The organism is Kribbella sp. HUAS MG21, from assembly GCF_040254265.1.
Classification (GTDB): Bacteria; Actinomycetota; Actinomycetes; order Propionibacteriales; family Kribbellaceae; genus Kribbella.
On record NZ_CP158165.1, the window covers coordinates 4,919,537 to 4,944,972 of the forward strand.

The following is a 25,436-nucleotide window of genomic DNA, read 5'->3' on the forward strand; positions in this document are numbered from 1 at the left end:
ACCGCCCTGGCTTGGCGTCGCCGGGGCGGTCAGGTGGGTTGGCCGGTGTAGATGCCCATGGCTCGGAAGCGCAGGGCGGGGGCGGCGTACTCCTCGAGGGCATGGGCTGTCCAGCCGATCATGCGGGCGAGGGCGAACAGGGCGTCGCCGGCGTCGGGGCGGAAGTTGTAGGCGTGCATGACGGCGGCGATCGCGAGGTCGCTGTTGGGGAACGTCGCGGTGCGTTCGGCGACGGCGTTGACGGTGTCGACGATCGGGTGGCCGGCGAGCAGGTCGAGGAGTACTTCGGCGCGCGGGTCGCGGTGCTGGTAGATGCGGTGGCCGAAGCCGGGGATCGGCTCGCCGGTGCGGAGCTGGTCCGAGAGGGCCTTGACGGGGTCGTGCTTGGCGCGTTCCAGGAACTCGTACGCGAGGGTCGGCGCCGCGCCGTGGTACTGCCCGTCGAGGGCGCCGAGGCCTGCCGAAATCACGGCGTACAGGTTCGCCCGCGCGCTCGCGGCGACGCGGGCGGCGACGGTGGAGACCGCCAGCCCGTGGTCGGCCAGCAGGATGAGCGCTGCGTCCAGTACCTCGGGCCGCGGTGGCTCGTCGGACAGCTTCGGCCAGAGCTGCCCACCGAGCGTCGTCCTGGCAACCGCAGGCCCGGGAAGTGCCGCGACCAGCGTGCGGATCAACTTCCCGGCCGCACGCGTCACCGCCGGCGCCGACAGATCGAACCGCAACGGATCCGCCGCCCCCAACACGGCCACCGCCACCCGCAACCGATCCGTCAACCGAGCCCCCTCCGGCACCACCCCCATAGCCGCCCGAGCCAGTTCCACCCCTGCTCGCTCGACCTCGAAGCGTGCCTCAGATGAGTTCCAGAGGAGGTGGGCCACCTGTTCGACCGTGGAGGTCGTGGCCAACGTGTGAGCGGGTTGGGAGCGGTAGTAGAGGGTGTCGTCCTGGATGAGAGTCAGTTCGGATTCGATGCGTTCGACGACGCCGGAGTGTTCTACCGAGCGTGCGGCCAGGCGTTCCACCTCGGCGGCGGGGAAGAGGCTGCCGCGGCGGCCGCGGGCTCGGACGCTGGTGAGCAGGCCGCGGCTGACATAGGCGTAGATCGTCGCCGGCTTCACCTGGAGCCGGCGTGCGACCTCGGCGGTGGTCAGGTAATTCTCGTCACCTTCGGACGGCATTCACGGCTCCTCGCCCCGTTCATGTTGACTGGATCAATATTGACAATAGTTGATCAGCTGGCAACGCTGAGAAGATGTCCACAACGATCAATGTTCCGCCCGGTCTCCGCAACGTCGTCGTCACCGAGACGACGCTCGGAGACGTCCGCGGCGACGAGGGGTTCTACCACTACCGCCAGTACTCGGCGATCGACCTCGCCAAGGCGAAGACCCTCGAAGACGTCTGGTACCTGATGTTCGAGGGCCACCTCCCCAGCGACGCCGAGCGCGCCGAGTTCGTCGGCCGGCTCGCCCCGTTGCGCGTCCTCCCCGACGAGGTCCGCGCCGTCCTCCCGGCGATTGCATCAGCCGGCCCGGTGTTCAACCCGCTCGCCGGCCTCCGAACGGCCCTGTCGCTGCTCGCCGCCGTACGCCGCCTCCCGCCGCTCTGGGACGCAGACCAGGAGCGCCGCAAGGCCGACGCGATGCTCGTGTGCGCGGTGACCCCGACCATCCTCGCCGCGCTCTACCGCCTCCGCGAAGGCAAGCAGCCGCTCGAGCCGCGCCCCGACCTCTCGGCCGCCGCCAACTGGCTGTACCTGGTCACCGGCGAAGAGCCCACCGCAGTCCACGCGACCGCGATCGAGCACTATCTCGTCTCCACCGTCGACCACGGCTTCAACGCGTCGACGTTCACCGCCCGCGTCATCGCCTCCACCGGCGCGGACGTGGTCTCGGCCGTCGCGGGCGCGATCGGCGCATTCTCGGGACCGCTGCACGGCGGCGCACCGGACCGCGCCCTCGCCAGCCTCGACGAGATCGGTACGCCGGACCGCATCGACGCCTGGGTCCGCGAGAAGGTGTCCGCCGGCGACCGGATCATGGGCTTCGGGCACGCGGTCTACCGGACCGAGGACCCGCGCTCCCTGCTGCTCCGCGACATCGCCCGCGGCATCGGCGGCGACCTGGTCGACTTCGCGACCACCGTCGAGCAGCGGATCGTCGACGTCCTCGCCGAGCTGAAGCCGGGCCGCAACCTCTACGCGAACGTCGAGTTCTACGCCGGCGTCGTGATGGAGCTGTGCGGCATCCCGCGCGCCATGTTCACGCCCACGTTCGCGGTCAGCCGCATCATCGGCTGGTCCGCCAACATCCTCGAACAGTCCCAGGACCCGAAGATCATCCGCCCGATCGCGACGTACGTCGGCCCGCAACCCCCGGCCCCGCTTCCCTGACCGGCGACCGGAACTGCATGACCCCGTCGTCGACCCGGGCGAAGCGCAACCTCACCAGGTCCCGGGGATAGTTCTGGCGCAGCCGCCACGGCCCATGGCTGCCCTGGCGGGGGAGGATGCCGGCGGCGCGCCGGATGTAGCCGGACGACAGGTCGACCACCGGCCGCGGCGGGGCGTCGTACTCGGCCGGGTCGACCTCGGGGACGCAGATCCGGGTGCCGGTGTCCCGGAGGTGGTTCAACAGCCGGCAGACGTACTGCGAGGTGAGATCGGAGCGGAGCGTCCACGAGTTGTTCGTGTACCCGATGCACCACGCCAGGTTCGGGACGCCGCTGAGCATCATCCCCTGGTACACGAACGTGTCGTGCGGCGCCACGGTCCGGCCGTCGACGCTGACCTCGATGTTGCCGAGGGCCACCATCCGGAGCCCGGTCGCGGTGACCACGAGATCGGCGGGAAGCTCGCGGCCGGACCGCAGCCGCAGCCCGGTCGGGACGAACCGCTCGATCTCGTCGGTCACCACCGAGGCCGACCCGTTCCGCAACGCCTTGAAGAGGTCGGCGTCCGGGACCAGGCAGAGCCGCTGGTCCCACGGCTTGTATCGCGGCGTGAAGTGCGGATCGACCGGGACCGAGTCCGGCAACTGCTTGGACACGGTGCTGTTCAGCAGCCACGCGGCATGCGCCGGCCAGCGCCGGAATGCGCTGTACACCACGGTGCTCAGGGCAACGTTCTTCCCGCGGATCACCCGGTGCGCGAGGTTCTCCGGCAACACAGCGCGGATCCGGTCCGACAGCGCGTCACGGGCCGGTCGCGAGGCGACATAGCTCGGCGAGCGCTGCAGCATCGTCACGTGTTCCGCCGTACCGGCCATGGCGGGCACCACCGTCACCGCGGTCGCCCCGCTGCCCACCACAACGACCTGCTGGCCCGTGTAGTCGAGGTCGGCCGGCCAGTGCTGCGGGTGCACGATCCGCCCGCGGAACTCGTCCTGCCCCTCGAAGTCGACCACATGCCCCGAGTCGTAGTCGTAGTACCCGCTGCACACATACAAAAAGGCGCAGGTGTACGTCGCCGTGCCCGTCTCTACGGTCCACAGCGCGTCCGCCGACGACCACGCGGCGCGGACGACGCGTTCGCCGTACCGGATGTGCCGGTCGATGCCGTACGTCGCCGCGGTCTCGTGCAGGTACTCGAGGATCGACGGCCCGTCCGCGATCGCCTTCGCCGCCTTCCACGGATGGAACGGGAACCCGAGTGTGAACATGTCGGAGTCCGACCGCACCCCCGGGTACCGGAACAGGTCCCAGGTGCCGCCGAACGTGTCGCGGGCCTCGAGGACGGCGTAGCTCCGCTCCGGGCAGCGCGTCTGGAGCCGGTACGCCGCTCCGATCCCGGACAGGCCCGCGCCGACGATCAGGACGTCGAAGTGCTGCATTACCCAACAGTAGTAAATCCGGCCGTGGAGTGTTGTCGATTCCGCGCGGCGCCGATCGTCAGCAAGATGTTCAGTACAAGCCCTAGACCAAAGGGAGCCCGAGATGGCGCAGTACATGTTCCTGCTGTACGACACCGAGGAGTGGTACGACAACCTGACCGTGGACGAGTGGCAGCAGGCGATGAAGCTGCACGGCGCGTTCTCGGAGGCGGTGGAGAAGGCCGGCGCGCGGATCCTGGGCGGGGAGGCCCTGGAGCGGTCCACGACGGCGAGCACGGTCCGGCAGCGGGAGGGCGCGGACCCGCTGGTCACCGACGGGCCGTTCATCGAGACGAAGGAGGCGCTCGGCGGGTACTACGTCATCGAGGCGCGCGACCTCGACCAGGCGCTGGAGCTGGCCAAGCTCTGCCCGTCCGGGAACGTCGAGGTGCGCCCGGTGATGGACACCTCCGAGGGTTCGGGGCCACAGGCCTGACGGCCCATGCGGGTACGCCGACGTTCACCCACGTCGGCGTACCCGCGGCACAACGGGAGCGCGAGTGACTGAAGCCGTCGAGGTCACCAGGGTCGTCGACCGGGCGCACCGGGAGAGCTGGTCGACCGTGCTGGCGTCCGTGGTCCGGCTGACGCGGGACCTCGACCTGGCCGAGGACTGCACGCAGGACGCGTTCGTGCAGGCGCTGCGGACCTGGCCGGACGGCATCCCGGACAACCCGGGCGGCTGGCTGACCACGGTCGCCCGCCGCCTCGCCCTGGATCGCCTGCGCCGGGAGACGAACCTGCGGCGCAAGCTCCCGCTCCTCGTCGAGGAGCCGCGCGAGGTCGAGCAGCCGACGGACCCGCTGCGCCTGGTATTCACCTGCTGCCACCCCGCGCTGGCACGCGAGTCGCAGGTGGCGCTGACGCTGAGGCTGATCTGCGGCTTGACCACGCGCGAAGTCGCGGCGGTGCTGCTGATCAGCGAGCCGACGGCCGCGGCCCGCATCACCCGGGCCAAGAAGAAGATCGCGGCGGCCGGCATCCCGTACCGGATCCCCGCCGATCACGAGCTGCCCGCGCGCCTGGACGTCGTCCTGACCGTCGTACACCTGGTCTACACGGCAGGCCATGTCGCGGCGGGGCCGGAGCTGACGCGGACCGACCTGACCGGGCGGGCGATCGAGCTGGCGCGGATGCTCGAGCGCCTGATGCCTGACGAGCCCGAGCCGCAGGCGCTGCTGGGCCTGCTGCTGATGACCGAGGCGCGCGGCGACGCCCGGGTCAGCGAGGACGGCGAGCTGGTCCTCCTCGCGGACCAGGACCGGACCCGCTGGAACCCGCGCCTGCTGGCCGAGGGCGTCTCCCGAGCGACAGCGGCCCTGCAACGCGGCCACGGCCGCTTCGCACTGCAAGCGGCCGTGGCCGGGCTGCACGTGACAGCGCCGACCTGGGAGAAGACCGACTGGCGTCAGGTGGTCCGGATGTACGACGCGATGATGGTGAGCTGGCCGACGCCGATCGTCGCCCTCAACCGCGCCGCCGCGCGCAGCCTGGTCCCGCACGCGGACCTCACCGCCGTACTCGCCGAGCTGGATGCCTTGAGCAACGAACCGGCGCTGGCGTCGTACGCCTACCTGCCGGCGACCCGCGCCGACGTCCTCACCCGGCTGGACCGCCCGGACGAGGCCGCCGCCGCGTACCGCGAGGCGATCGAGCTGACCGCCAACGAGACCGAGCGCCGCTTCCTCACCACGCGCCTCGAGAACCTCAGGCGGTGACGAGATCCGGCGTGCTGAACACGTGGATGTGCGTGAGCCCGGATGTAGTCGGCGTGAGTACGGCGATCCCGTACGGCTCGCCCTTGAAGTGGACGGCCGCCGCGGGCTGGCCGTTCGCGACGATCGGGACCATCCGCCAGTCGCCCGGCTCGCCGACCGCGGACTCCAGCAGCCGCATGCACAGCTCGCGGCCGTTGAACCAGGTCGGCGTGCCGACCAGCTCGATCGCGGCGTCCATCCGGAGCGCACGCTCGAGCGCGGCCGTGTCGGCGTTCTCGAAGCCGGCGATGTAGTCGTCGAGCAGCGCGCGGGACCGCGGATCGGTCGGTTCCAGCACGTCTGTCTGCGACGGGGCGGTCTCGTCGAGCCGGGCCCGGGCGCGTTGCAGCGTGCTCTTCACGGCCGCGACCGACGTGTCGAGCATCGTCGCCACCTCCGCCGCCGGGAACGCGAGCACCTCCCGCAGGATCAGTACGGCGCGCTGCTTCGGCGGCAGGTACTGCAGCGCGGCGATCAACGCCAGCCGCAGGCTCTCCCGCAGCGTCACGATCGAGGCCGGGTCGGACGCCACCAGCGACTCGGGGAGCGGCTCCACCCAGCCGATCCCGTCCGGCGTGGGCGGTGGGTCGGCGGCGACGTCCGTGCTCGGCGCGGCGATCCCGGACGGCAGCGCGCGGCGGTTACGTTGGTCGAGAGCCGTCAGGCAGACGTTGGTCGCGATGCGGTACAGCCAGACCCGCACCGACGACCGGCCCTCGAAACCGTCCCAGGACCGCCAGGCGCGCAGGTACGTCTCCTGGACCGCGTCCTCGGCCTCGTGCACCGACGCGAGCATCCGGTAGCAGTGCGCCAGCAGCTCCTTGCGGAACGGCTCGGTCTGCTCGTCGAAGCCCATCACCACTCCCTGGATCGTCACAGGCCCAGTACCGGCCGAACCCAGCGTCCCATCCGCTGGATCGCGTCGTCCGCCTCCGGCGCGCGGCCCGCCGCCATCTGGAACGTGTGCTGCATCTCCGGGAACACGTCGAGTTGTACGTCGACCCCGGCCTTCTCCGCCGCCTCGGCGAGTTGCCGCGCGTCGTCCAGCAGTACCTCGTCGCCGCCGACCTGGATGTAGAGCGGTCCGAACCCGGTCAGGTCGCCGTACAGCGGGCTCACGAACTGATCCCGCAGCGAGCCGTCCGGGCCGACGAAGATCCGGGCGAGCCCGCGGACCAGGTCCCGGTGGAAGTACGCGTCCCGGTCCCGGTTGCCGTCGTACGACGCTCCGGTCGCCTCGAAGTCCACCCACGGCGAGAACGGCATCGCCCCGGCGGGCAGCGGCAGGCCCTGCGAGCGCGCCCGCAGCTGCGTGGTGATCGCCAGCCCGCCGCCGGCCGAGTCGCCGGTGAACACGATGTGCTCCGGCGCGATGTCCTGGTCGAGCAGCCAGCGGTACGCGTCGACCGCGGCGTCGACCTGCGCCGGATGCGGCCGGCCGGGCGCCAGCGGGTAGTCGATCGCCAGCGCGCGAGTACCGGCCGCGCGGGCGAGATGCCCGAAGAGCTTGCGGTGCGAGAAGCGCGAGCCGCCGACGTACCCGCCGCCGTGCAGGCACAGCAGCACCCGGTCCGTGGCCGCGTTGTGGGGCACGATCCAGAGCGCCTCGCGCCCGGGCACCGTCAGGTAGTCGACGCCCGGCGGCTCGGTGGTCAGTTCCGCCCAGCGGTGGTCGGTCAGCTCTTGGTCGGTGAGCTGCGCGCCCTGCTCGATCGCCTTCCGGCCCGCGGCCCAGTGCTGCCGGACCGCTTCGGATTCCTTGCTCGCCATCGTTCTCCCTTTCGATGCGGGTCTGTCGGTGGTGTTGACCGGGGACCCGGCGAAAAGGAATCGGTCGGCTTGATTGACTAGGGGCGTGGAACTGATCGGGCAGGGCATGGAAGGGGCCGTCTACGACCTCGGGGACGGGACGGTGCGGAAGGTCTGGTTCGATCGGCGGCCGGAGGACGTGCTGCCGCTGAAGGAGTTCCTCGACGAGGTGCCGGAGCTGCCGTTCCGGACCCCGCGGATCCGGGAGATCGGTGCGGGGGAGGGCGGTCTGGCGGTGAGCGTCGAGGACAAGCTGACCGGCGTACCGCTGCAGGAGGCCGGTCTGCCGGAGGAGCAGGCGCTGGAGGCGTTCGTCACGGTCGTGGAGGCGTTGCGTGCGGCGCGGCCGGGGCCGGCGAGTCGGCGGTTGCCGCTGGTGGGGCAGTCGTTCTGGGACGGGGCTTGGGGGGAGAGCCTGGCGGGATTGGTACGGCGGCGTGCGGTCGCCACGAAGGTTCATTTCGAGCGGGATGTGCCCGACTTCCCTGGACTGTTGGAAGGAGTGCTCGAGGCGCTGAGCGAGCTGGAGGTCGGTGAGTTGAGTGTGGTGCACGGGGACATCTGCCCGCCGAACGTGCTGATGGACGGAGCCCGCGTGGCTGCTGTGCTCGACTGGGGCTTTCTGTCGACGGCGGGGGACAGCACGTTCGAGGCCTCGCTGGCGGCGGGGTTCTTCGACATGTACGGGCCGGACGCGCGGCGGCTGGACGACCTGCTGCTGGACCGGTTCGAGCAGCTGGGGCACGAGCGCGAGCGGATGCGGCTCTACCGGCACGCGTACGCGATCGTGACCGCGACGATCTACGACGAGAACGCCGGCGACGGCCACTACCAGTGGTGCGTCGACCAGCTCAGGAGATGATCGGCGTACCGTTGCTCAGGTTGTGGAGCTGATCCGGCGCGGCCAGGATCATCGGCAGCCGGCGGGCATTCAGCGGCGACACCAGGCCGACCAGGGCGTCCGGCGCGTGCCATGAGACGCCCCGGATCTCGAACCCGTCCGGCTGCAACCGGTCGATCAGTGCCGGGTCGTGGACACCGCCGTCGTACAGGATCTCGACCGCGTCGCCCCAGCCCTCCCAGCGCGGCAGCCAGTCGATCGCCAGTACGCCGAGCAGCGGAAGCGCCGTACCGAGCTCCTCCTCCATCTCGCGGGACGCGCCCGTCGCCGGGTCCTCGTCCGGCTCGACGACACCGCCCGGCAGCTCCAGGTCCTTCTTGTAGCTGACCTGACACAGCAAAACCCGGCCACGAGTGTCGCGGACGACGACGTGCGCGATCACGCGCTTCTTCGGCAGCGTCGAGTCCATCAAGGCGGTCCAGCCCGTCACCGTGTCCGGGCGCGGATCGTCCACGCGCATCCCGTACACCGCGACGTCGCGGCGCTCGCCCTCCACCAGCGCGGCCCCGCGCAGTACCCCTTCACGCCGGAAACCGGACCGGATCGCGACCCGGGCGGAGGAGCGCAGCTCCACGTCCACCTCGACCTGCAGCCGCTCCAGGCCGAGCTCGTCGAACGCGTACTCGCTCAGCAGCCGCAGAGCGCGCTGCGCGAGCTCCGCGCCACCGTCCAGCGCCCACATCACCAGGCCGACACCCGGTGTGGTCCGGCGGATCTCGACCGTGCCGAGCGGCTGCCCGTTCTCCACCTCGAACCTGACGACCAGCGCGTCGTCCAGCGCGAGTCGCAGCGTCAGGTCACCATCGGTCAGCGGAGCGGTCACGCCATGAACGCTACCCGGTGAAGCGCAGGTACACCGTGGCCAGGGGTGGTACGGACAGCTCGGCGCTGCTCGTCATCCCGTGCCACGCGGGGCCGTCGGCCTCCACGGCGCCGTAGTTGCCGACACCGGAACCGCCGTACGTGTCGGCGTCGGTGTTGACGACCTCCTCCCAGCGGCCCGCGTACGGCAGGCCGAGGCGGTAGCCGTGGTGCGGCAGCGCCGAGAAGTTCGAGATGCACGCCACCGTCGGCTCGTCGTCGTCGCCGTACCGGACGAACGAGAAGACGTTGTTGCCGGCGTCGTTCGCGTCGATCCAGCTGAACCGGTCCGCCGCGTGGTCGGTGCGCCAGAACGCCGGGTTGTCCTTGTACACCCGGTTCAGGTCGCGGACCAGCTGCTGCAGGCCGCGGTGGTCGCTGTGGTCCAGCAGCCACCAGTCCAGCTCGCCCTTCTCCGACCACTCCGACTCCTGGCCGAACTCGCAGCCCATGAACAGCAGCTGCTTGCCCGGATGCGCCCACATCATCGCCAGGTAGGCGCGCAGGTTCGCCAGCTGCTGCCAGCGGTCGCCGGGCATCTTGCGCAGCAGCGAGCCCTTGCCGTGCACGACCTCGTCGTGGGACAGCGGGAGCACGAAGTTCTCGGAGTAGGCGTACATCATCGAGAACGTCAGCTCGTGGTGGTGGTACTGGCGGTGCACCGGCTCGTGCTCCAGGTAGCGCAGCGAGTCGTTCATCCAGCCCATGTTCCACTTGAAGCCGAACCCGAGCCCGCCGAGGTGCGTCGCCCGGGTGACGCCCGGCCAGGACGTCGACTCCTCGGCGACCGTGATCACGCCCGGGACGCGCTTGTAGAGCGTCGCGTTCATCTCCTGCAGGAACGAGACGGCCTCCAGGTTCTCGCGGCCGCCGTACTGGTTCGGGACCCACTGGCCCTCGGACCGCGAGTAGTCGAGGTAGAGCATCGACGCGACCGCGTCCACCCGCAGGCCGTCGACGTGGAACTCCTCGGCCCAGTAGATCGCGTTCGCGACCAGGAAGTTCCGCACCTGCGGCCGGCCGAAGTCGAACACCAGCGTGCCCCAGTCCGGCTGCTCGCCGCGCCGCGGGTCCGGGTGCTCGTAGAGCGGCGTACCGTCGAACCGGGCCAGCGCCCAGGCGTCCTTCGGGAAGTGCGCGGGCACCCAGTCGACGATCACGCCGATCCCGGCCTGGTGCAGCCGGTCGACGAGATGCTTGAAGTCGTCGGGGTCGCCGAACCGGGAGGTCGGGGCGAAGTACGACGTGACCTGGTAGCCCCAGGAGCCGCCGAACGGGTGCTCCATCACCGGCATGAACTCGACGTGCGTGAAGCCCATCTCGTTGACATAGGCAACGAGCTCGTCGGCCAGCTCGCGGTAGCTCTTCCCCTTCCGCCAGGACCCGAGATGTACTTCGTAGACGCTCATCGGCTCGGCGTACGCCTGGGACACGGCGCGCCGCTCGATCCAGGCGTCGTCGTCCCACTCGTACGTCGACTCGTGCACGACCGATGCGTTCGCCGGGGGCGTCTCGGCCAGGTTCGCCATCGGGTCGGCCTTCTGCCGCCAGACGCCGTCGCGGCCGCAGATGTCGAACTTGTACCGGGTGCCGGGGCCGACGCCCGGGACGAACAGCTCCCAGACGCCGGAGCCGCCGAGCGAGCGCATCGGGTGCGCGCGGCCGTCCCAGAAGTTGAAGTCGGCGGTCAGCCGGATGCCCTGCGCGTTCGGCGCCCAGACCGCGAACGACGTCCCGGTGACGACGCCTGTGGGGCCCTCGTACCGGCGGACGTGCGCGCCGAGAACCGTCCACAGCTGCTCGTGCCGGCCCTCGCCGATCAGGTGCAGGTCGACCTCGCCGAGCGACGGCAGGTACCGGTACGGGTCGTCGGCCTCGGTCGCCGGGCCGTCGGTGTAGGTGACCTCGAGCCGGTAGTCCGGGACCTTGTCGGTGTCGAGGACGCCGACCCAGACACCGTCGTGCTCGTGCCGCAGGTCGAGACGCTGACCGTCGTACAGCACGCTGACGCTCTTCGCGAACGGCCGCAGCACGCGCACCGTCACACCGTGCTCGCCGAGGTGCGGCCCGAGCACGTGGTGCGGATCGTGGTACGTCCCGGCGACCAGCCGGTCGAGCACGGTCCGGTCCACCGGCACCGCCGTCACCGGCGGCTCCTCGACCGGCGCCGCGGGTACTTCGAAAGGTTCACGCTCGCCCATCGGAAACCTCCTGCTACTGCTCGGCCAGCTGGGCTGCTGCGGACAGGGGGATCGGGAGCCAACTGGGGCGGTTGCGGGCCTCGTAGAGGACCTCGTAGATGACCTTGTCGGCGAGGAACGCGTTCAGCAGCACGCGCTGCTGCCGGGGGTCGGTGCCGGCGACCTCGGCGTAGCCGTCGCAGAAGGCCTGCTGGTTGCGGTCCGCCCACTCGGCCGCGCGGTACGCGATCTGCTGGTCGCCCTGGTGGTCGGCCAGCAGCGACCGGGCCGCGTAGTCGAACGAGCGCAGCATCCCGGCGATGTCCTTCACCGGCGTGTCCAGCGCCCGCCGCTCGACCAGCGACTTGGCCGGCTCGCCCTCGAAGTCGATCAGCTTCCAGCCCTCGATCGTGCGCAGTACCTGACCGAGGTGGAAGTCGCCGTGGATCCGCTGCACGGTCACCGGCTGGTCGTACGCCGCCAGCGCGTCGAAGGCCCGCATCAACCCGTCGGAGTACGGCCGCAGGTCCGGGATCGCGGCAGCCGCGGCGGTGAGCCGGCGGCGCATCGCGTCCGCGTGCTCGACCAGCTTGGCCGGCTCCCAGATGTCGGTGCCGAGCGCCTTGGCGAGCTCGGAGTGCACCTGCGCCGTGCTCGCGCCGAGCCGGTGCGACTCGGCGGCGAAGTCACCGCCGACCTCCTCGGCGTGCAGGTCCGCCTCGGCGTACAGGTCCCGCACCGAGGAGGTCGCGAACGACCAGCCGTCGGTCGCGTTCTTCTGGAACGCCGTCATCATCGCCAGCTCGCCGCTGTCGGTACCGCCGCCCGCCCGCGGCCACCGACCGCGCGCCGAGCCCAGCACCTCCGGGACCAGTTCGGACCCGGCCTCGGTGAGCGCCGACTCGATCTCGACCCCGGGATTGCTCCCGGGCTCGAGCCGGCGGAACACCTTCAGCAGCGCTACGTCGTCGAACACCAGCGACGTGTTGCTCTGCTCCACGGTGAGGACGAGCGACTGCGCGTCCGCCGGGACCTGGAGCGAGTGCTCGGGGGCGTGGACGGGATGGAACTCCAGCCCGTCCAGCTGCCGTCCGTGGGTGAGCCCGGCCAGCCAGTACGGCGTCGCTTCCTTGTCGTGCAGCGCGTCGTACACCCAGACCTCGGCGTCGCCGAGGTCCGGCTCGACCCACTCACCGACCAGCGCGTGGGCGAGGTTCTCGACCGGCGCGCGGTGGTAGCTGAGCGGCAGCTGGTACACCCGGATCGGAATCTCCACCCCGGGCGGGCCCGAACAATAGACGAACCCGATCCGGACCGCGGGCCAGGCGTCCGCGTCCGACAGCCACACCGAGGTGGCCATCGCTTCCACGTGGACGTCGTGTCCCTTCTCGCCGAACCACCTCTGGCCCGAGCAGAAGGACTGGACCTGGTCCAGATGGGAAGTCACTTAAATGCTCTCCTCATGCTTTTCCGGCTGGGCCTCCGGCTTCGCGACCGGCAGCCGGAACCAGTAGAAACCGTGGGCACCGAGGGTCAGAAGGTAGGGCAACTCGCCGATCGTCGGGAAGTGCACGCCGCCGAGCAGCTCGATCGGCTCGACGCCCTGCCATTGCCGCAGGTCGAGCTCGATCGGCTGCGGGAACCGGGACAGGTTGTTGACGCACAGCACGACGTCGTCGCCGAACTCCCGGATGTACGACAGCACGCTCGGGTTCGATCCGCCGAGGTCGGTGAAGGTGCCCATCCCGAAGCAGGGGTGCTGCTTGCGGGTCTGGATCATCCGCCGGGTCCAGTGCAGCAGCGACGAGGCGTTCTCCATCTCGGCCTCGACGTTCACCGCCTGGAAGCCGTAGACCGGGTCCATGATCACCGGGAGGTGCAGCTTGCCCGGCGTGGCGGTGGAGAACGAGGCGTTGCGGTCCGGCGACCACTGCATCGGGGTCCGGACGCCGTCGCGGTCGCCCAGCCAGATGTTGTCGCCCATGCCGATCTCGTCGCCGTAGTACAGGATCGGGGAGCCCGGCAGGCTGAGCAGCAGCGCGGTGAACAACTCCATCTTGTTGGTGTCGTTGTCCAGCAGCGGCGCCAGCCGGCGGCGGATGCCGATGTTCGCCTTCATCCGCGGGTCCTGCGCGTACTCCGACCACATGTAGTCGCGGTCCTCGTCGGTGACCATCTCGAGCGTCAGCTCGTCGTGGTTGCGCAGGAAGATGCCCCACTGGCAGGTGTCCGGGATCTCCGGCGTCTGGGCCAGGATCTCCGAGATCGGGAACCTGGACTCCCGCCGCACACCCATGAAGATGCGCGGCATCACCGGGAAGTGGAACGCCATCTGGCACTCGTCGCCGCCGGAGTCGCGGTCGCCGAAGTACTCGACGACGTCGGCCGGCCACTGGTTCGCCTCGCAGAGCAGGACGCGGTCCTCGTAGTTCGCGTCCACCTCCTTGCGGACCCGCTTGAGGAACTCGTGGGTGCGCGGCAGGTTCTCGCAGTTCGTGCCGTCGGTCTCGAACAGGTACGGCACGGCGTCCAGCCGGAACCCGTCGACGCCGAGGTCGAGCCAGAACTTCAGCGCCTCGATCATCGCGTCGCCGACAGCCGGGTTCTCGAAGTTCAGGTCCGGCTGGTTGGAGTAGAACCGGTGCCAGAAGTACTGGCCGCGGACCGGGTCCCAGGTCCAGTTCGAGCTCTCGGTGTCGACGAAGATGATCCGCGCGTCGGCGTACTTGTCGTCGGTGTCGGACCACACGTAGAAGTCGCCGTACGGGCCCTCGGGGTCCTCGCGGGACGCCTGGAACCAGGGGTGCTGGTCGGAGGTGTGGTTCATCACGAAGTCGACGATGATCCGGATCCCGCGCGCGTGCGCGGCCTCCATGAACGCGGCGAAGTCGGCGATCGTGCCGACCTCGGGCATCACACCCGTGTAGTCGGAGATGTCGTACCCGCCGTCGCGCAGCGGCGACGGGTAGAACGGCGGTAACCAGAGACAGTCGACCCCGAGCCACTCGAGATAGTCGAGTTTCTCGGTCAGACCCTGCAGGTCGCCGATGCCGTCGGCGTTCGAGTCCTTGAAGGACCGCACGAGGACCTCGTAGAAGACGGCCCGCTTGAACCACAGCGGGTCACTCTTCGTCAGTCCGTGGTGCTGCTCCGGCAGCATGTCGGTCACGCTCACCTCCATCGGGTGTCTCCAAACCTAGCGGTACTACAGCTTGACTACAGCCTGACGCCACGACGTGGCGCCAGTGTGGACCGCCCGGTCAGGCACTGCACCCGAGTACCCCGTTGCGGCGTACTCAAAAGGAGGGGGACAGCACGTGGACCGGACGGCTCCGGTGATCCGCGGTGATCGCCGGTGATGTGCGGTGATCTGGTGACGCCGTCGGTCGGACGGTCCCGCAAGGCGTTCGGCTAAGTCTGGCGGCCCTTTGCCAGTACAAGCAAATAGGGCTCGCGCTCAGTCCACACTGCGATTCGATGACGGCTCGCCACGGCGCTGCCGCCGCGGTCCGGCGGCTCAGCGACGCGGTCCCTCGTTCTGCCGTTCGGCGCCGCGGTCCCGGCGGATCCGGCCGCCGCCACGCCACAGCCGCGGCCGTCGCTTGACCGCCCCGTTGGCGTCCGCGACGCCCCGCCGCGGGTCGCGTTTCGCGAGCATCTCCTCGGCCGTGAACACCTGGTCCGGCTCCAACGGTTCCGACTCCTCGGGTCCCACCGCGCCCTCCTGCTCTGTCGCTGCCGCTCCTCGAACGCGCCGGGCGGCGTACCTCGCTCGTGCAGGAGGTACGCCGCCCGGCGCCGGACTTCACCCGGCCGTGGCCGGTACCGAACTCAGTCGCCGATACCGGTCGAGCGTTCGGACCTCCGGCCGCCGTGCTCGGCCGGCCGGGCCTGCGGAGCGGTCGCGGGCCCTGGGCCGCTCCCCGGCCGCGCCATCCCGTCGTTCATCAGCCGGTGCGCGTGCTCCGCGTCCTCGGTCCGCATCGGCCGCGACTTCTTCAGACCGGCCTGCTTCTGGATGCTGTTCCAGGTGCCGGTCTTGATCTCGTCGTGCTTCGGCACGGTGACGGTCTTGCCGTCGTCGTTCTTGTAGGTGATGTGGCTGCCTTTTTGCCGGGACGGCGTGAACCCGGCCTTCTTCAGCTCTTTGTCGGCGTCGCGGAACTTCTTCGCCATTACGGCACCTCGACAGTCACGACGAGCTGCTCCGGTACGCCGACCTCTTCGGCCAGCAGCGCGAGCGCGGCCTTGAGGTCCTCGATCGCCTCTTCGCGGGTCTCGCCCTCACCGTTGGCGAACGCGTCGGGGGTGAGCGCGGCGGAGGCGGTCCAGCCGCCGTCGACCGTGTCCTCGGCAATGACGAAGGGAACTGTGATCTCGCGTTGCAACTTCCGCCTCCTGATGTGTGTCGACTTCTCGCGATCGTAGGTCGGCTCCGGGGTCAGGACGCCGGGGTCGGTCGCGTGGTGTAACCGACAGCCGGTGGGCGGAACCGGCGGTCGCGGTTGGGCGTCGCCGAGCGTGGTCAGTCGCGGGGGTTCGCGGACTTGCGTGGGCGGCGGGTGTACTTGGTGAAACCGGCGCGCTCGGCGTCGGCCTCGGTGCGGAACCAGACCTCGGGCTTGGTGCGGCCGTAGTACGGCGAGTCCGGGGTGTGGAAGAGCATCGACTGCCCGTTGCCCTTGATCGTGAACCCGTCGGGCGGGCCCTGGTGCGGCACCGCGTCGGCCGAGCCCTCGCCGTACCGGCCGGGTGGTACGGCGGCCCGCTCGGGCAGGACGCTCTCCGCCGCCGGCTGCATGTGGTCGAACAGCGTCGGCTCCACGTCCATCAACTGCGAGAACTGCGCCTCCTCCGCCACCGGCTCGGCCGGGGGAGCGGGGTCGGGCGCCGGGGCAGCTGCCGGGGCCGGTGGTACCGCGGAGCTGGTCGGAGCCGATGGTGCTGCCGTTGTGGCTGGAGCGGGCTCTGTTCTGCCTGTGGTTTGGCGGCGGTCGAGGAGGTGCCAGGTGATGGCTGCGCCGAGGACGAAGGCGAGCAGCGAGCCCAGCCAGTTGTCGCGTAACAGCCAGCTCATCAGCGGACGCCCTTCGCCGGGCGGAGGCGGTGCACCAGCCAGGCGGCTGCGCTGCCGAGGACGAACGCGACCAGGAGCAAGATCCAGACCTGTGCGATCAGCCAACTCATGGAATCCCCTACGGAAGCTATGGACCACGCGTCTCGACGGTCACGATACAGCGCGCGTATAGACCCGCCGGACACACTCGCCCCAGCGGCAGGGGTTCCGGCGGGATCAGGTGATCGCATGACGTCAGCAGTAGCGGCACGACCTGCCGACGACCCGACGACAACCACCACCTGGTGGCGTCGGCACTGGGCCGAGACGACAGTGGTTCTCGCAGTACTAGTGGTGCTGGCCGCGACCAGCAACGCGTACGGCTACCACCGCGACGAGCTGTACTTCCTGGCCTGCGGGAAGCGCCTCGCCTGGGGCTATCCGGACCAGCCGCCGCTCACGCCGCTCCTGGCTGTACTGGGCGACGCGATCTCACCTGGCTCTCTCTGGGCCCTGCGCCTCCCGGCCACGCTCATGGCCACCGCCTCGGTCGTCTTCGTGATCCTGATCGCCGCGGAAATGGGAGCGACCCGGCGGGCGCGCGTGATCGCCGCCCTGACCGTCGCCACCTCGGCGGCCGTGCTGATGGCGGGGCACCTGCTGATGACCAACACGACAGACTTCTTCTTCGCCGCACTCCTGAGCTGGCTACTCGCCAGGTACGTCCGCACCCGTGCTCCCCGCCTCCTGCTGATCCTCGGCGTCGTACTGGGCGTCGGGCTGCTCAACAAGACCCTACTCGGCCTGCTCGCGCTGGCGCTCGTCATCGGCGTACTGATCGCCGGGCCACGCACCGCCGTACGCAGCAGGTACTTCGTCGCAGGTGCGCTGGCGGCCACCCTCATCGCCGCGCCCAACTTCGCCTGGCAGCTCGCGCACGGTCTCCCGCAACTGGCGATGGCGGAGTCGATCCAGGACCGGAGCGTGCAGGGCGGTCGGCTAGGGGTCATCCCGTTCCAGCTGGTCCTGGTCAGCCCGCTGCTCGTACCGATCTGGGTCGCCGGCCTGGTCCGGCTGCTGCGCCCCAACTCGTTCCGACTGTTCGGCGTGGCGTACGTCGCGCTTGCGGCCGAGCTGCTGGTCCTCGGTGGCAACGGGTTCTACCTCGCGGGCGCCTACCCGGCGCTGCTCGCGGCCGGTGCCATCGCGACGGACCGCTGGCTCACCACCGTCGTACGTCGGCGCGTCCTGGCCGGCGTCTTCGCCGGGTCGGCGGCGCTGGTGGGCGCGTCCGGTCTGCCGCTGGTGCCCGCGGCGGCGCTGGCCGACGTACCGCTCGTCCGGCAGCTCGACTTCGGCGGGACGCGCGAACAGTTCGGCTGGCCGGAGCTGACCGCCACGGTGGCCGGTGTGTACGACGGACTTCCCGAGGAGGAGCGCGCGCGTGCTGTGATCGTGGCCGGGAACTACGGCCAGGCGGCCGCGCTCGAACGCTACGGACCGGCGTACGGGCTGCCGGCGGTCTACAGCGGGAACAACGCCTACGCGAGCTGGGGACGGCCGCCGGAGGAGGCGGACGTCGTGATCGTGCTGGGTGCGCCGCGCGACGGGCGACCGCTCGAGTGGACCCGGTCCGCGTGCCGATCGCTCACGATGGTAGGGCGGACCGGCAACGCGGCCGGCATCTGGAACTCCGAAGCCGAACGCCCGGTCTGGCTGTGCCGCGGCCCCGACCGGTCATGGGAACAGCTCTGGCCGACGATCACGCGGCTGGCATGACCGTGGCCCGGGTGATCAGCGCGGGCGGAGTTCGACGCGGCGGTTGGCGATCCGGCCGGCGCCCGTGTCGTTCGACGCGATCGGGAAGGACTCGCCGTACCCGGTCGCGACGATCCGGCCCGCCGGCACCCCGAGCCGGACCAGCTCCGCCTTCATCGCGGCGGCCCGCCGTTCGGACAGCGGCAGGCTGCTCGCGGTGGAGCCGAGGTTGTCGGTGTGCCCGGCGACCTCGACGCGCGCCGTCGGGCACGACTTCAGCAACGCGGCCGCCTTCACCACGGCCGGCTTCGACGCGTCGTTGACGATCGACGTACCGGACAGGAAGTTGATCGGGTACTGCCGGGTGAACGCGCCGAGCCGGCTCGGGAACGTGCGGCACGGCTCGCTCACCGCGGTCTTCGCCGGCGCAGGCAGCTCCAGCTCGTCGGCGATCACCGCACCGGGTACGGCCTTCGCCGCGGCCCGCCCGACGGTCGCCTTGGTGGCCTGGTCGGGGACCTGACCGGACAGCGTCACCGTGGTCCCGTCGTACCGCACCGAGGCGTCACCGGTCCCGATCGCGAGCGCCCGCAGCAGCGCGGAGAGCGTGCTCGCGTCGGCCAGCCCGTTCGCCGCGTCGATCGTCGTGCGGTCGTCGTACTCACGGTCCTCGCCGAGCAACTGCTCCACCTCGGCGGCGACCGCGTCCTTGACCGTCTGGCTCCGCACCGGCGCCTGCACCCGGATCGCCCGGTTCGTCCGCCCGACCTCGAACGCCGGTACGCCGGACTCCTCGGCCGGCGCCGTCGACGGTGCAGTAGACGGCGCCGGTGTCGGCGTACTGCCCTGCGCTTGACCGCTCTCGATCGAGACCGACCGTACGCCGTCCACACCGGCGACGACCTCCCGCACGGCGGCCGCGTCCGCGCCCGCGGGCAGCACGACCCGCGCGTCCCGGCCGTCGAAGTCCACCTGGCTGCTCTCGATGCCGCGCGCCTTGAGCGCGGCCTCGGTGCGCTCGCGGAGGTCGTCCTCGGTGGTGCCGGCCCGGGCGGGAATCAGCACAGCGGTCAGCAACACAGGGACTGCGAGGGCCGCGAGCAACCAGATGACGAGCGGCCGTCGAACGAGACCGGGCACTGTTCCTCCGTGGATGCGGTCAGAGTGACCGTGCGCCAGGAGACTACTCCGCCGCGCGGGCCGATCGCACACCAGCCGGGGGAGCGGCGCAGGTTTTCCTGTCCTGTTTCCGACAGGACGCATTTGTGCCAGCCCCGCGCGCGTGGAATCCCTTGACTTAGTTCGGGCCGTGAACCGTACTTGTGGACGGGCCGGTTTCGACTGGGAGGGGCGTGCTGTGTTGTCGATGGCTGGTAGGTCGCAGGACGGACCGTCCGACTCGTCGCTGATCATCGGCGTGGCCGCGTCCACCGCCGAACGGGTACAGCTCGCCCGGCTGCTCGGCGAGGCCGACGCGCTGCTGCTGGTGTCGAGCGCCGACCAGGCGCGCGCGTTCCTGGAACTCACCGGCGCCACCGGTACGGCGTTGCCGGCGCCGACCGTGGTGGCCGCCGCCGAGCGACCTGCGCAGATCAAGGCGGTCCGCGAGGTGATCCCGGAGCCGGTCACCGAGCTGACGCTCGACGTCGACCGCCGGGTGGTCCGCTGGAAGGACCGCGAGATGCCGCTGACCCGGCTCGAACACGACTTCCTGCACTGCCTGGTCGCGGAACCCGGCCGGGTCTGGACCTACCAGCGCCTGCACCACGCCGTCTGGGGCAACGAACACCTCGGCCACGGCTCGCACATCCACTCGGTCGTCAAGCGCCTCCGCCAGAAACTCGCCAACCTGGGCGCCACCGTCACCATCCACGCCGTCCGCGGCGTCGGCTTCCATCTCCTTCCCGCCACCTGACGGCGGCCACGGCGCGGCGTACGTCGGCCCCCGGACCGTCGAGGTCCGGGGGCCGACTGCTGTGCTACCTGGCTATCTGATCGACTTCAGGGCGAAGTCCTCGGTGACGGGTTCACCGGCCAGGAGTCTCGTCGTACGGGTCTGGGGCTTGTAGCCGTCCTTCGCGGCGATCAGCGTGAGCGGGTTGTTGCGGCGGTCGAGCCAGTAGGCGTAGCCGCCGTCCTTGTCGGTGATGAAGGTGTAGGACTGCGCCCACGAGTCCACCTGCACGATCGCGCCCGGGAGGGCGGCGGAGGCGCCGGACGAGCTGACGCCCGTGACCGTGCCCTGCAGCTTGCTCCAGGTGGTCGGCGGGGTGACGTTCATCGTCACGCCGACCGGTGCGACCGAGTAGGGGGTGTTCTCGCGGATCGTCACGGCGCCGCTGTAGGCGCCGGGCTGGTCGACGCTCGCGGTGAGCGTGACCTTGACGGTCGTCGACTGTCCCGGGGCCAGCGTGGCCTCGGTCTTGTCGATCGACAGCCAGCTGACGTCCGCCGACGACTCGGAGCAGTCCTCGAGACCCGGCAGGGCCTCGCTGTCCACGGTCGCCGTGAAGCCGCCGGACGAGCCGCCGACCTTGTAGAAGCCGCACGCCGCACCACCGCGGTACCGCGGCAGGTTGGCGTTCGGCAGCGCGGACCAGGCCTGCGCGGCCGGGTCGTAGGCGAAGCCGGCGTTGGTCACCGCGCCCGCCTGGACACCGCCAACGACGTGCAGCTTCCCGCCGGCGACGGCGTACGACGCCGCCCAGTGGTCGGCCGGCGCGTCGGCGATCGCCGTCCACGAGTCCGCACTCGGGTCGTAGACGTACGCCGCCTTCTGCGAGGTCGCGCCGTCGTTGCCGCCGGCGCAGTACAGCAGGCCGTCGATGGCGCCGCAGGACGCGAACGCGACCGACTTCGGGTAGTTCGCCAGCGTCTCCCACGCGTTGGCGGCCGGGTCGTACCGGACCACCGTGTTGCTCATCGGCGTGCAGCTGGAGGTGGTGCAGCCGCCGACGGCGTACAGCTTGCCGTCGAGCACGGCCTGACCGGCGGCGGCCCGCGGGGCCGGGTTGGCGGCCACTGCGGTCCAGGCGTTGGCGGCCGGGTCGTAGGACCAGGTCTCCGGCGCCGGGCCGGACGATCCCCAGCCGGAGCTGGCGACGATCTTGCCGTCGACGGCGCCGACGGTGATCGCGTTGCGGGCGCCCGGCAGCGGGGCGATCGCGGTCCAGGCGAGCGACGCCGGGTCGTACACGTAGCTGTTCCCGGTCGACGCGCTACCGTTGCCACCGGCAATCGAGTAGATCTTGCCGTCGAGGTTGACCACCCGGTTGTCCATCACGGTCGACGGGTAGTCGGCGATGTCGGTCCACGGCGCCGCCATCGGCTTCGCGGCGGCGGGCGACGAGCCCGTCTTGCCGGTCAGCATCCGGGCGAACGAGGTGTCCACGGCGAGCCGCTGCAGCGGGGCGCCGGGGCTGTTCTCCACCTGGGCCTTGGTGGTCTTGGTGCCGTTCGCGTTCTGCAGGACGAAACCGTTGTCCTTCTCGCCGAACTTCACCTCGACGTCCGCGCCGCCGGTGTTGGTGACCGTGAACGACTTCGTCACCTTGCCGGTCGGCAGCTTCAGGTTGCCGCTGACGGCGCCCGGCGTGACGGCCAGCTGACCGGCCTTCAGGCTGTAGTCGGCGGTGGTGGTCCAGTCGGCCTCGACCGGGACGGTCGCGGTCGCGCTGACGTAGTTGCCGGCCTTGGCCGTGAAGCCCTGGTCGCCGTCGGCCGACGAGTACAGCCAGTAGAAGCCGTCGTTCAGAGCGGTGTCCTCGGGCGTCGCCACCGTCGTCGCGGACTCGCTGCTGCCGTCACGGGTGACGACGGCGCCGTTCACGAAGCCGTTGGTGTTGGCGTCCTTGACGTTGCCGACGACGATGCCGCCGCCGGTCGGCTCACAGGTGACCTGGCTGCCGACGAGCACGTTGTCGACCTGCCACCACCATTCGTACGACGCGTTGTAGTAGTGGAACCGCACCTGCACCGCGGACTGGCCGGCCGCCTGCGGGATCGCGATCTCCTTGACGCCGCGGACGTCGGCCGACTGGGTGAGCACGTTGCTCCAGGTCGCGCCACCGTCGATCGACAGGTCGACGTCGGCCTTCTCGCTGCCCAGGTAGTTGAAGTCCTGGTTGAACCGGATCACCGGAGCGGTGACCGAGCTCAGGTCCACGACCGGGCTGACCAGCGACGTGTCCTGCGAGCCACCGCTGCCGTACTTGTCGGAGTCGATGATCGCGAAGTTGCCGCTGCCGCCGGCCAGGTTGCCGCGGTTGCCGGGATTGTCGAACTTCCAGACCTGGCCGTTGCCCTTGTTGTCGACGACGGTCCAGCCGTTCGGCGCGGCCTTCGCGTCGAAGGTCTCGTAGACGCCGTCCGAGCCCCACTTGTACCCGGGCGCGGTGGTGCAGGCGGTGGTGTCGACCGGGACCGCGATGTTCTTCGTCAGGTTGCCGTTGCCCACCGTGATCGGCTCGCTGACCGTCTTGTACCCGGCGTACGCCGTCTCGACCTTGAGCGAGTACGCCGCACCCGACGGGACCTTCAGGCTGTACCGGCCGTTGCTCGGGGTCGTGTAGTCGAACACGCCGCCCGGACCCTCGACCGACACCTTCGCGTACAACGGCCAGCCGTGGCCGGAGCCGTCCGAGACGGTGCCGCCGACGCTCACCTGCGGAGTGCTCTCCAGGGCGAAGCTCTTGGTGGTGGTCTGGCCGGTGGTGATGGTGGCGGTGGCGGTCTGGGTCTTGTACCCGAAGGACGCGACCGTCAGCGTGTACTCGCCGGCCGTGAGCACGGACGAGAACGTGCCGTTGCTGCCGGTGGTCAGCGTCTTGGTCGGCTGGCCCTCGGCCTGGACCGTCACGCTCGCACCCGCGAGGGCGGCGCCACCGGTGGCGGCGGTGACCGTGCCGGTCAGCGTGCCGGTGTCACCGATCGGCGCCGCGTTCAGCAGCGCCAGCGCGTCCAGGCGGCCCTGGCCGAACACGTTGTTGTTCGCGTCGGTGCCGCCGCACTGGCTGTTCGGCGCGTCGATCGCGGTCTGGTTCAGCAGCGCCCGGGTGGCGTCGACGTCGTCCTTCAGCGCCGGCGAGGCGGCCCACAGCAGCGCGACGGCGGCGGCCAGGTGCGGCGTCGCCATCGACGTACCGTTGAAGGCTCCGTAGCTGCTGCCCGGCAGGCTGGACCGGACGTTCACACCGGGGGCCGAGATGTTCGGCTTGATGGTGCCGTTCTGGCCCACACCGCGGCCGGAGAACGACGCGATGTTGTTGTTGATGTCGTAGGCGCCGGCCGAGTAATTGCTGGTCAGGCTGCCCGGCGAGCCGCTGCTGTTGCAGCCCAGCTCACCGCTGTTGCCGTTCGCGAACGCACCGAAGATGCCCGACTGCTTCCAGGCGTTGGTGATGTCCTCCATGAACGGGTCGTTCGACGGCAGCGTCGAGCCCCACGAGTTGTTCACGATGTTCGGCCGCTTGCTCGCGTCCGGGTTCTGGCCTTGGAGGTCGGTCGGCTCCAGCATCCACTGGCCGGACTCGATCAGCGCGGCGTCGCTCGGGCAGCAGCCGTTCGCGGCGATCCACTTCGCGCCCGGCGCGACCCCGATCTGGTTGCCCGCACCGTCGTCGCCGGCCATCGTGCCCATCGTGTGGGTGCCGTGACCGTTGCCGTCGGCCGGTGCGCTCGGCGAGGTGCCGGCCGCGTCGAACCAGTTGTAGTTGTGGTCGAAGGTGCCGTCACCGTTGTTGCCGCGGTACTGGTTCACCAGCGCCGGGTGGTCGTACTGCACGCCGGTGTCGATGTTCGCGATGACGATGCCCTCGCCCTTGTCGCCGTACTGCGACCAGACCTGGTTCGCCTTGATGTTCGCGATACCCCACTCGACCGCCTGGACGGCCCGCTCCTGCTGGCCGGGCGTGACCTTCGGCACCTCGATCTGGAGCGGCGCGTACAGGCCCTCGACCTCGGTGTGCGCGGCCAGGTTCTGGGCGAGCTGGAGCGAACCGCTCTCGATGCGGATCGCGTTCGTGCCCCAGAAGGACTTGTACTTGACGTGCTGCGCGTCCAGTTCGGCGCGGACCTTCGCCTGGCTGTCCGCGGCGGCCTTCTTCAGCGCGGCGGCGACCGCCGTACCGCGCTCGTTCCAGTTCGTGATCCGGCTGGCGGCGGTCAGGTCGGCCTTCGCCGCGAACCGGACCCAGTAGTCCGTCGCGGGCTTGGCGTCCTTGCCGTCGAGCTTCGCCAGCAGGTCAGGCTTGATCTTCGAGGCCGGGGTGGCCTCGGGCTTGGTAGGCGCTGACGCTTGGGCCTGGCCGGCGGCGGCCATCCCGGTCGCCAGCACGGCCACCGTCGCCAGGGCACCCACCAGTGATCTGGCGAGTCCCCTTCGTCGTTGATGTGACATCTCTGCAGCCCCTCACTTGAAAGACCCCGAGTCGACTCCCCCGAGTCATCTGCTGCAGGAGGGCTCACAGTGCGTGCCCCCCGGGCTGCGGCATGTGACACCGCAAGCCTGACGTGGACGATATGTGTCAGAACAACGTGGTAACAAGCACACTTCGTGAGCAATGTGTGACTACGTGTTGCGCCGAACTGAGCAAGTTAGGCAAACCTTGGCAGTTCGTTGACGATCCGGGGCAACGATTGACATCGTGATCAGATGGTCACCGCCCGTGAACCCGCCCCTGCGGACGCCGATCTGAAGACGTTTCCCCTACTGATCGCCGTCGCGGCCTCGCCCGAGCAACGCGTCCGGCTCGCCGAACTCGTCGACGACGTCGCGCCGCTGCTGCTGGTCTCCAGCCTCGACGAGCTGCGCAAGCTGCTGGCGCCCGCGCAGCCGCCACCGCCGGCCATGGAGGCCGGGACGCCTGACCCGCCGGCGACTGCGGTCGATGCGACCGGTGACGGCATGCTGACCATCGACCGGGAGCGTTCGGTCGCCCGCTGGCGGGACGACGAGACCCAGCTGACCGAGCTCGAGCAGGAGCTACTGAGCTGCCTGATGTCCGTGCCGCTGCGGGTCTGGTCGTACGACGCCCTGCACCAGACCGTATGGCGCGACCGCAGCGTCCGCGGCACCGGCGACGTGCACTCGGTCGTGAAACGCCTGCGCCGCAAGCTCGACGACCTCGGCACGACGGTCACCATCGACGCGGTCCGCGGCATCGGGTTCCGGCTCACCGATCACCAACGCCCGCTGATCACCGATCTGCGCGCGGGGTAACTGCGCGGGGATGACCGCGCCGGGGT

General features: G+C 70.2%; 21 protein-coding genes. 7 read left to right on the top strand and 14 right to left on the bottom strand.

Features of this window, described 5'->3' with window-relative positions:
- Positions 1-29 precede the first annotated feature (29 nt).
- The gene (locus ABN611_RS24095) at positions 30-1,178 is read right to left on the bottom strand and encodes a citrate synthase (RefSeq protein ID WP_350274495.1); all 1,149 of its coding nucleotides are present in this window, start codon (positions 1,176-1,178) and stop codon (positions 30-32) included.
- A gap of 74 nt (positions 1,179-1,252) precedes the next feature.
- On the opposite strand from ABN611_RS24095, the gene ABN611_RS24100 reads away from it, so the two are divergent.
- Positions 1,253-2,392 (top strand): citrate/2-methylcitrate synthase, encoded by a 1,140-nt coding sequence (locus tag ABN611_RS24100; RefSeq protein WP_350274496.1) that lies wholly within the window; start codon positions 1,253-1,255, stop codon positions 2,390-2,392.
- On the opposite strand, the gene ABN611_RS24105 is transcribed toward ABN611_RS24100, so the two are convergent.
- Entirely contained in the window at positions 2,337-3,830 is a 1,494-nt protein-coding gene (locus ABN611_RS24105) for an NAD(P)/FAD-dependent oxidoreductase (RefSeq protein WP_350274497.1), read from the bottom strand. The two genes, ABN611_RS24100 and ABN611_RS24105, sit on opposite strands and share 56 nt — an antisense overlap.
- A 103-nt stretch (positions 3,831-3,933) precedes the next feature.
- On the opposite strand from ABN611_RS24105, the gene ABN611_RS24110 reads away from it, so the two are divergent.
- Positions 3,934-4,305 (top strand): YciI family protein, encoded by a 372-nt coding sequence (locus ABN611_RS24110; RefSeq protein ID WP_350274498.1) that lies wholly within the window; start codon positions 3,934-3,936, stop codon positions 4,303-4,305.
- 64 nt (positions 4,306-4,369) lie between these two features.
- Positions 4,370-5,587 carry a sigma-70 family RNA polymerase sigma factor gene (locus ABN611_RS24115; RefSeq protein WP_350274499.1) on the top strand — a complete coding sequence of 406 codons (1,218 nt, stop codon included), beginning with the start codon at positions 4,370-4,372 and terminating at the stop codon, positions 5,585-5,587.
- Here ABN611_RS24115 and ABN611_RS24120 read toward each other — a convergent pair.
- Positions 5,577-6,503, bottom strand: a complete 927-nt coding sequence (locus tag ABN611_RS24120; RefSeq protein ID WP_350274500.1) for an RNA polymerase subunit sigma-70 — start codon at positions 6,501-6,503, stop codon at positions 5,577-5,579. The two genes, ABN611_RS24115 and ABN611_RS24120, sit on opposite strands and share 11 nt — an antisense overlap.
- Positions 6,500-7,396: an alpha/beta hydrolase gene (locus tag ABN611_RS24125; protein WP_350274501.1), complete on the bottom strand. Its 897-nt coding sequence runs from the start codon at positions 7,394-7,396 to the stop codon at positions 6,500-6,502. The genes ABN611_RS24120 and ABN611_RS24125 overlap by 4 nt, the downstream gene beginning before the upstream one ends.
- Before the next feature lie 85 nt (positions 7,397-7,481).
- Here ABN611_RS24125 and ABN611_RS24130 point away from each other — a divergent pair, with 85 nt between their 5' ends.
- Entirely contained in the window at positions 7,482-8,297 is an 816-nt protein-coding gene (locus ABN611_RS24130) for a phosphotransferase (RefSeq protein WP_350274502.1), read from the top strand.
- Here ABN611_RS24130 and ABN611_RS24135 read toward each other — a convergent pair.
- The 8 genes from ABN611_RS24135 to ABN611_RS24170 all read right to left on the bottom strand — a co-directional run bounded on the left by ABN611_RS24135 (position 8,287) and on the right by ABN611_RS24170 (position 16,454).
- Positions 8,287-9,159, bottom strand: a complete 873-nt coding sequence (locus ABN611_RS24135; protein ID WP_350274503.1) for a GNAT family N-acetyltransferase — start codon at positions 9,157-9,159, stop codon at positions 8,287-8,289. The two genes, ABN611_RS24130 and ABN611_RS24135, sit on opposite strands and share 11 nt — an antisense overlap.
- A 10-nt stretch (positions 9,160-9,169) precedes the next feature.
- The gene (glgB, locus tag ABN611_RS24140) at positions 9,170-11,398 is read right to left on the bottom strand and encodes a 1,4-alpha-glucan branching protein GlgB (RefSeq protein ID WP_350274504.1); all 2,229 of its coding nucleotides are present in this window, start codon (positions 11,396-11,398) and stop codon (positions 9,170-9,172) included.
- Between the two features lie 13 nt (positions 11,399-11,411).
- A complete protein-coding gene (locus ABN611_RS24145) occupies positions 11,412-12,824 on the bottom strand; it encodes an aminoglycoside phosphotransferase (protein WP_350274505.1) in 1,413 nt (470 codons plus the stop codon).
- Positions 12,825-14,537, bottom strand: coding sequence for a maltose alpha-D-glucosyltransferase (gene treS, locus ABN611_RS24150; RefSeq protein WP_350281673.1), 1,713 nt, complete (start codon positions 14,535-14,537; stop codon positions 12,825-12,827).
- Between the two features lie 357 nt (positions 14,538-14,894).
- The gene (locus ABN611_RS24155) at positions 14,895-15,092 is read right to left on the bottom strand and encodes a hypothetical protein (protein ID WP_350274506.1); all 198 of its coding nucleotides are present in this window, start codon (positions 15,090-15,092) and stop codon (positions 14,895-14,897) included.
- A gap of 116 nt (positions 15,093-15,208) precedes the next feature.
- A complete protein-coding gene (locus ABN611_RS24160) occupies positions 15,209-15,553 on the bottom strand; it encodes a type II toxin-antitoxin system HicA family toxin (RefSeq protein ID WP_350274507.1) in 345 nt (114 codons plus the stop codon).
- On the bottom strand, positions 15,553-15,765 hold the full coding sequence (locus ABN611_RS24165; protein ID WP_350274508.1) for a hypothetical protein: 213 nt from the start codon (positions 15,763-15,765) through the stop codon (positions 15,553-15,555). The genes ABN611_RS24160 and ABN611_RS24165 overlap by 1 nt, the downstream gene beginning before the upstream one ends.
- Positions 15,766-15,902: 137 nt before the next feature.
- Positions 15,903-16,454 carry a hypothetical protein gene (locus ABN611_RS24170; protein ID WP_350274509.1) on the bottom strand — a complete coding sequence of 184 codons (552 nt, stop codon included), beginning with the start codon at positions 16,452-16,454 and terminating at the stop codon, positions 15,903-15,905.
- A 228-nt stretch (positions 16,455-16,682) separates the two neighbouring features.
- On the opposite strand from ABN611_RS24170, the gene ABN611_RS24175 reads away from it, so the two are divergent.
- The gene (locus ABN611_RS24175) at positions 16,683-18,212 is read left to right on the top strand and encodes a glycosyltransferase family 39 protein (protein WP_350274510.1); all 1,530 of its coding nucleotides are present in this window, start codon (positions 16,683-16,685) and stop codon (positions 18,210-18,212) included.
- A gap of 15 nt (positions 18,213-18,227) precedes the next feature.
- On the opposite strand, the gene ABN611_RS24180 is transcribed toward ABN611_RS24175, so the two are convergent.
- A complete protein-coding gene (locus ABN611_RS24180; protein WP_350274511.1) occupies positions 18,228-19,331 on the bottom strand; it encodes an OmpA family protein in 1,104 nt (367 codons plus the stop codon).
- A 226-nt stretch (positions 19,332-19,557) separates the two neighbouring features.
- Between ABN611_RS24180 and ABN611_RS24185 the strand changes: the two genes are divergently transcribed.
- Positions 19,558-20,106 carry a winged helix-turn-helix domain-containing protein gene (locus ABN611_RS24185; RefSeq protein ID WP_350274512.1) on the top strand — a complete coding sequence of 183 codons (549 nt, stop codon included), beginning with the start codon at positions 19,558-19,560 and terminating at the stop codon, positions 20,104-20,106.
- A 72-nt stretch (positions 20,107-20,178) separates the two neighbouring features.
- Here the strand turns inward: ABN611_RS24185 and ABN611_RS24190 are convergent, their stop codons facing one another.
- A complete protein-coding gene (locus tag ABN611_RS24190) occupies positions 20,179-24,549 on the bottom strand; it encodes a S8 family serine peptidase (RefSeq protein WP_350274513.1) in 4,371 nt (1,456 codons plus the stop codon).
- 294 nt (positions 24,550-24,843) lie between these two features.
- Here ABN611_RS24190 and ABN611_RS24195 point away from each other — a divergent pair, with 294 nt between their 5' ends.
- Positions 24,844-25,410, top strand: a complete 567-nt coding sequence (locus tag ABN611_RS24195; RefSeq protein ID WP_350274514.1) for a winged helix-turn-helix domain-containing protein — start codon at positions 24,844-24,846, stop codon at positions 25,408-25,410.
- The last annotated feature ends 26 nt before the right edge of the window (positions 25,411-25,436 follow it).

Bases quoted from the DNA above. Each gene is read 5' to 3' on its own strand.
- glgB (WP_350274504.1), bottom strand. From the start codon at position 11,398: ATGGGCGAGCGTGAACCTTTCGAAGTACCCGCGGCGCCGGTCGAGGAG.
- treS (WP_350281673.1), bottom strand. From the start codon at position 14,537: ATGCTGCCGGAGCAGCACCACGGACTGACGAAGAGTGACCCGCTGTGG.
- ABN611_RS24100 (WP_350274496.1), top strand. From the start codon at position 1,253: ATGTCCACAACGATCAATGTTCCGCCCGGTCTCCGCAACGTCGTCGTC.
- ABN611_RS24195 (WP_350274514.1), top strand. From the start codon at position 24,844: ATGGTCACCGCCCGTGAACCCGCCCCTGCGGACGCCGATCTGAAGACG.
- ABN611_RS24185 (WP_350274512.1), top strand. From the start codon at position 19,558: ATGGCTGGTAGGTCGCAGGACGGACCGTCCGACTCGTCGCTGATCATC.
- ABN611_RS24170 (WP_350274509.1), bottom strand. From the start codon at position 16,454: ATGAGCTGGCTGTTACGCGACAACTGGCTGGGCTCGCTGCTCGCCTTC.
- ABN611_RS24105 (WP_350274497.1), bottom strand. From the start codon at position 3,830: ATGCAGCACTTCGACGTCCTGATCGTCGGCGCGGGCCTGTCCGGGATC.
- ABN611_RS24125 (WP_350274501.1), bottom strand. From the start codon at position 7,396: ATGGCGAGCAAGGAATCCGAAGCGGTCCGGCAGCACTGGGCCGCGGGC.
- ABN611_RS24095 (WP_350274495.1), bottom strand. From the start codon at position 1,178: ATGCCGTCCGAAGGTGACGAGAATTACCTGACCACCGCCGAGGTCGCA.
- ABN611_RS24110 (WP_350274498.1), top strand. From the start codon at position 3,934: ATGGCGCAGTACATGTTCCTGCTGTACGACACCGAGGAGTGGTACGAC.
- ABN611_RS24175 (WP_350274510.1), top strand. From the start codon at position 16,683: ATGACGTCAGCAGTAGCGGCACGACCTGCCGACGACCCGACGACAACC.
- ABN611_RS24160 (WP_350274507.1), bottom strand. From the start codon at position 15,553: ATGGCGAAGAAGTTCCGCGACGCCGACAAAGAGCTGAAGAAGGCCGGG.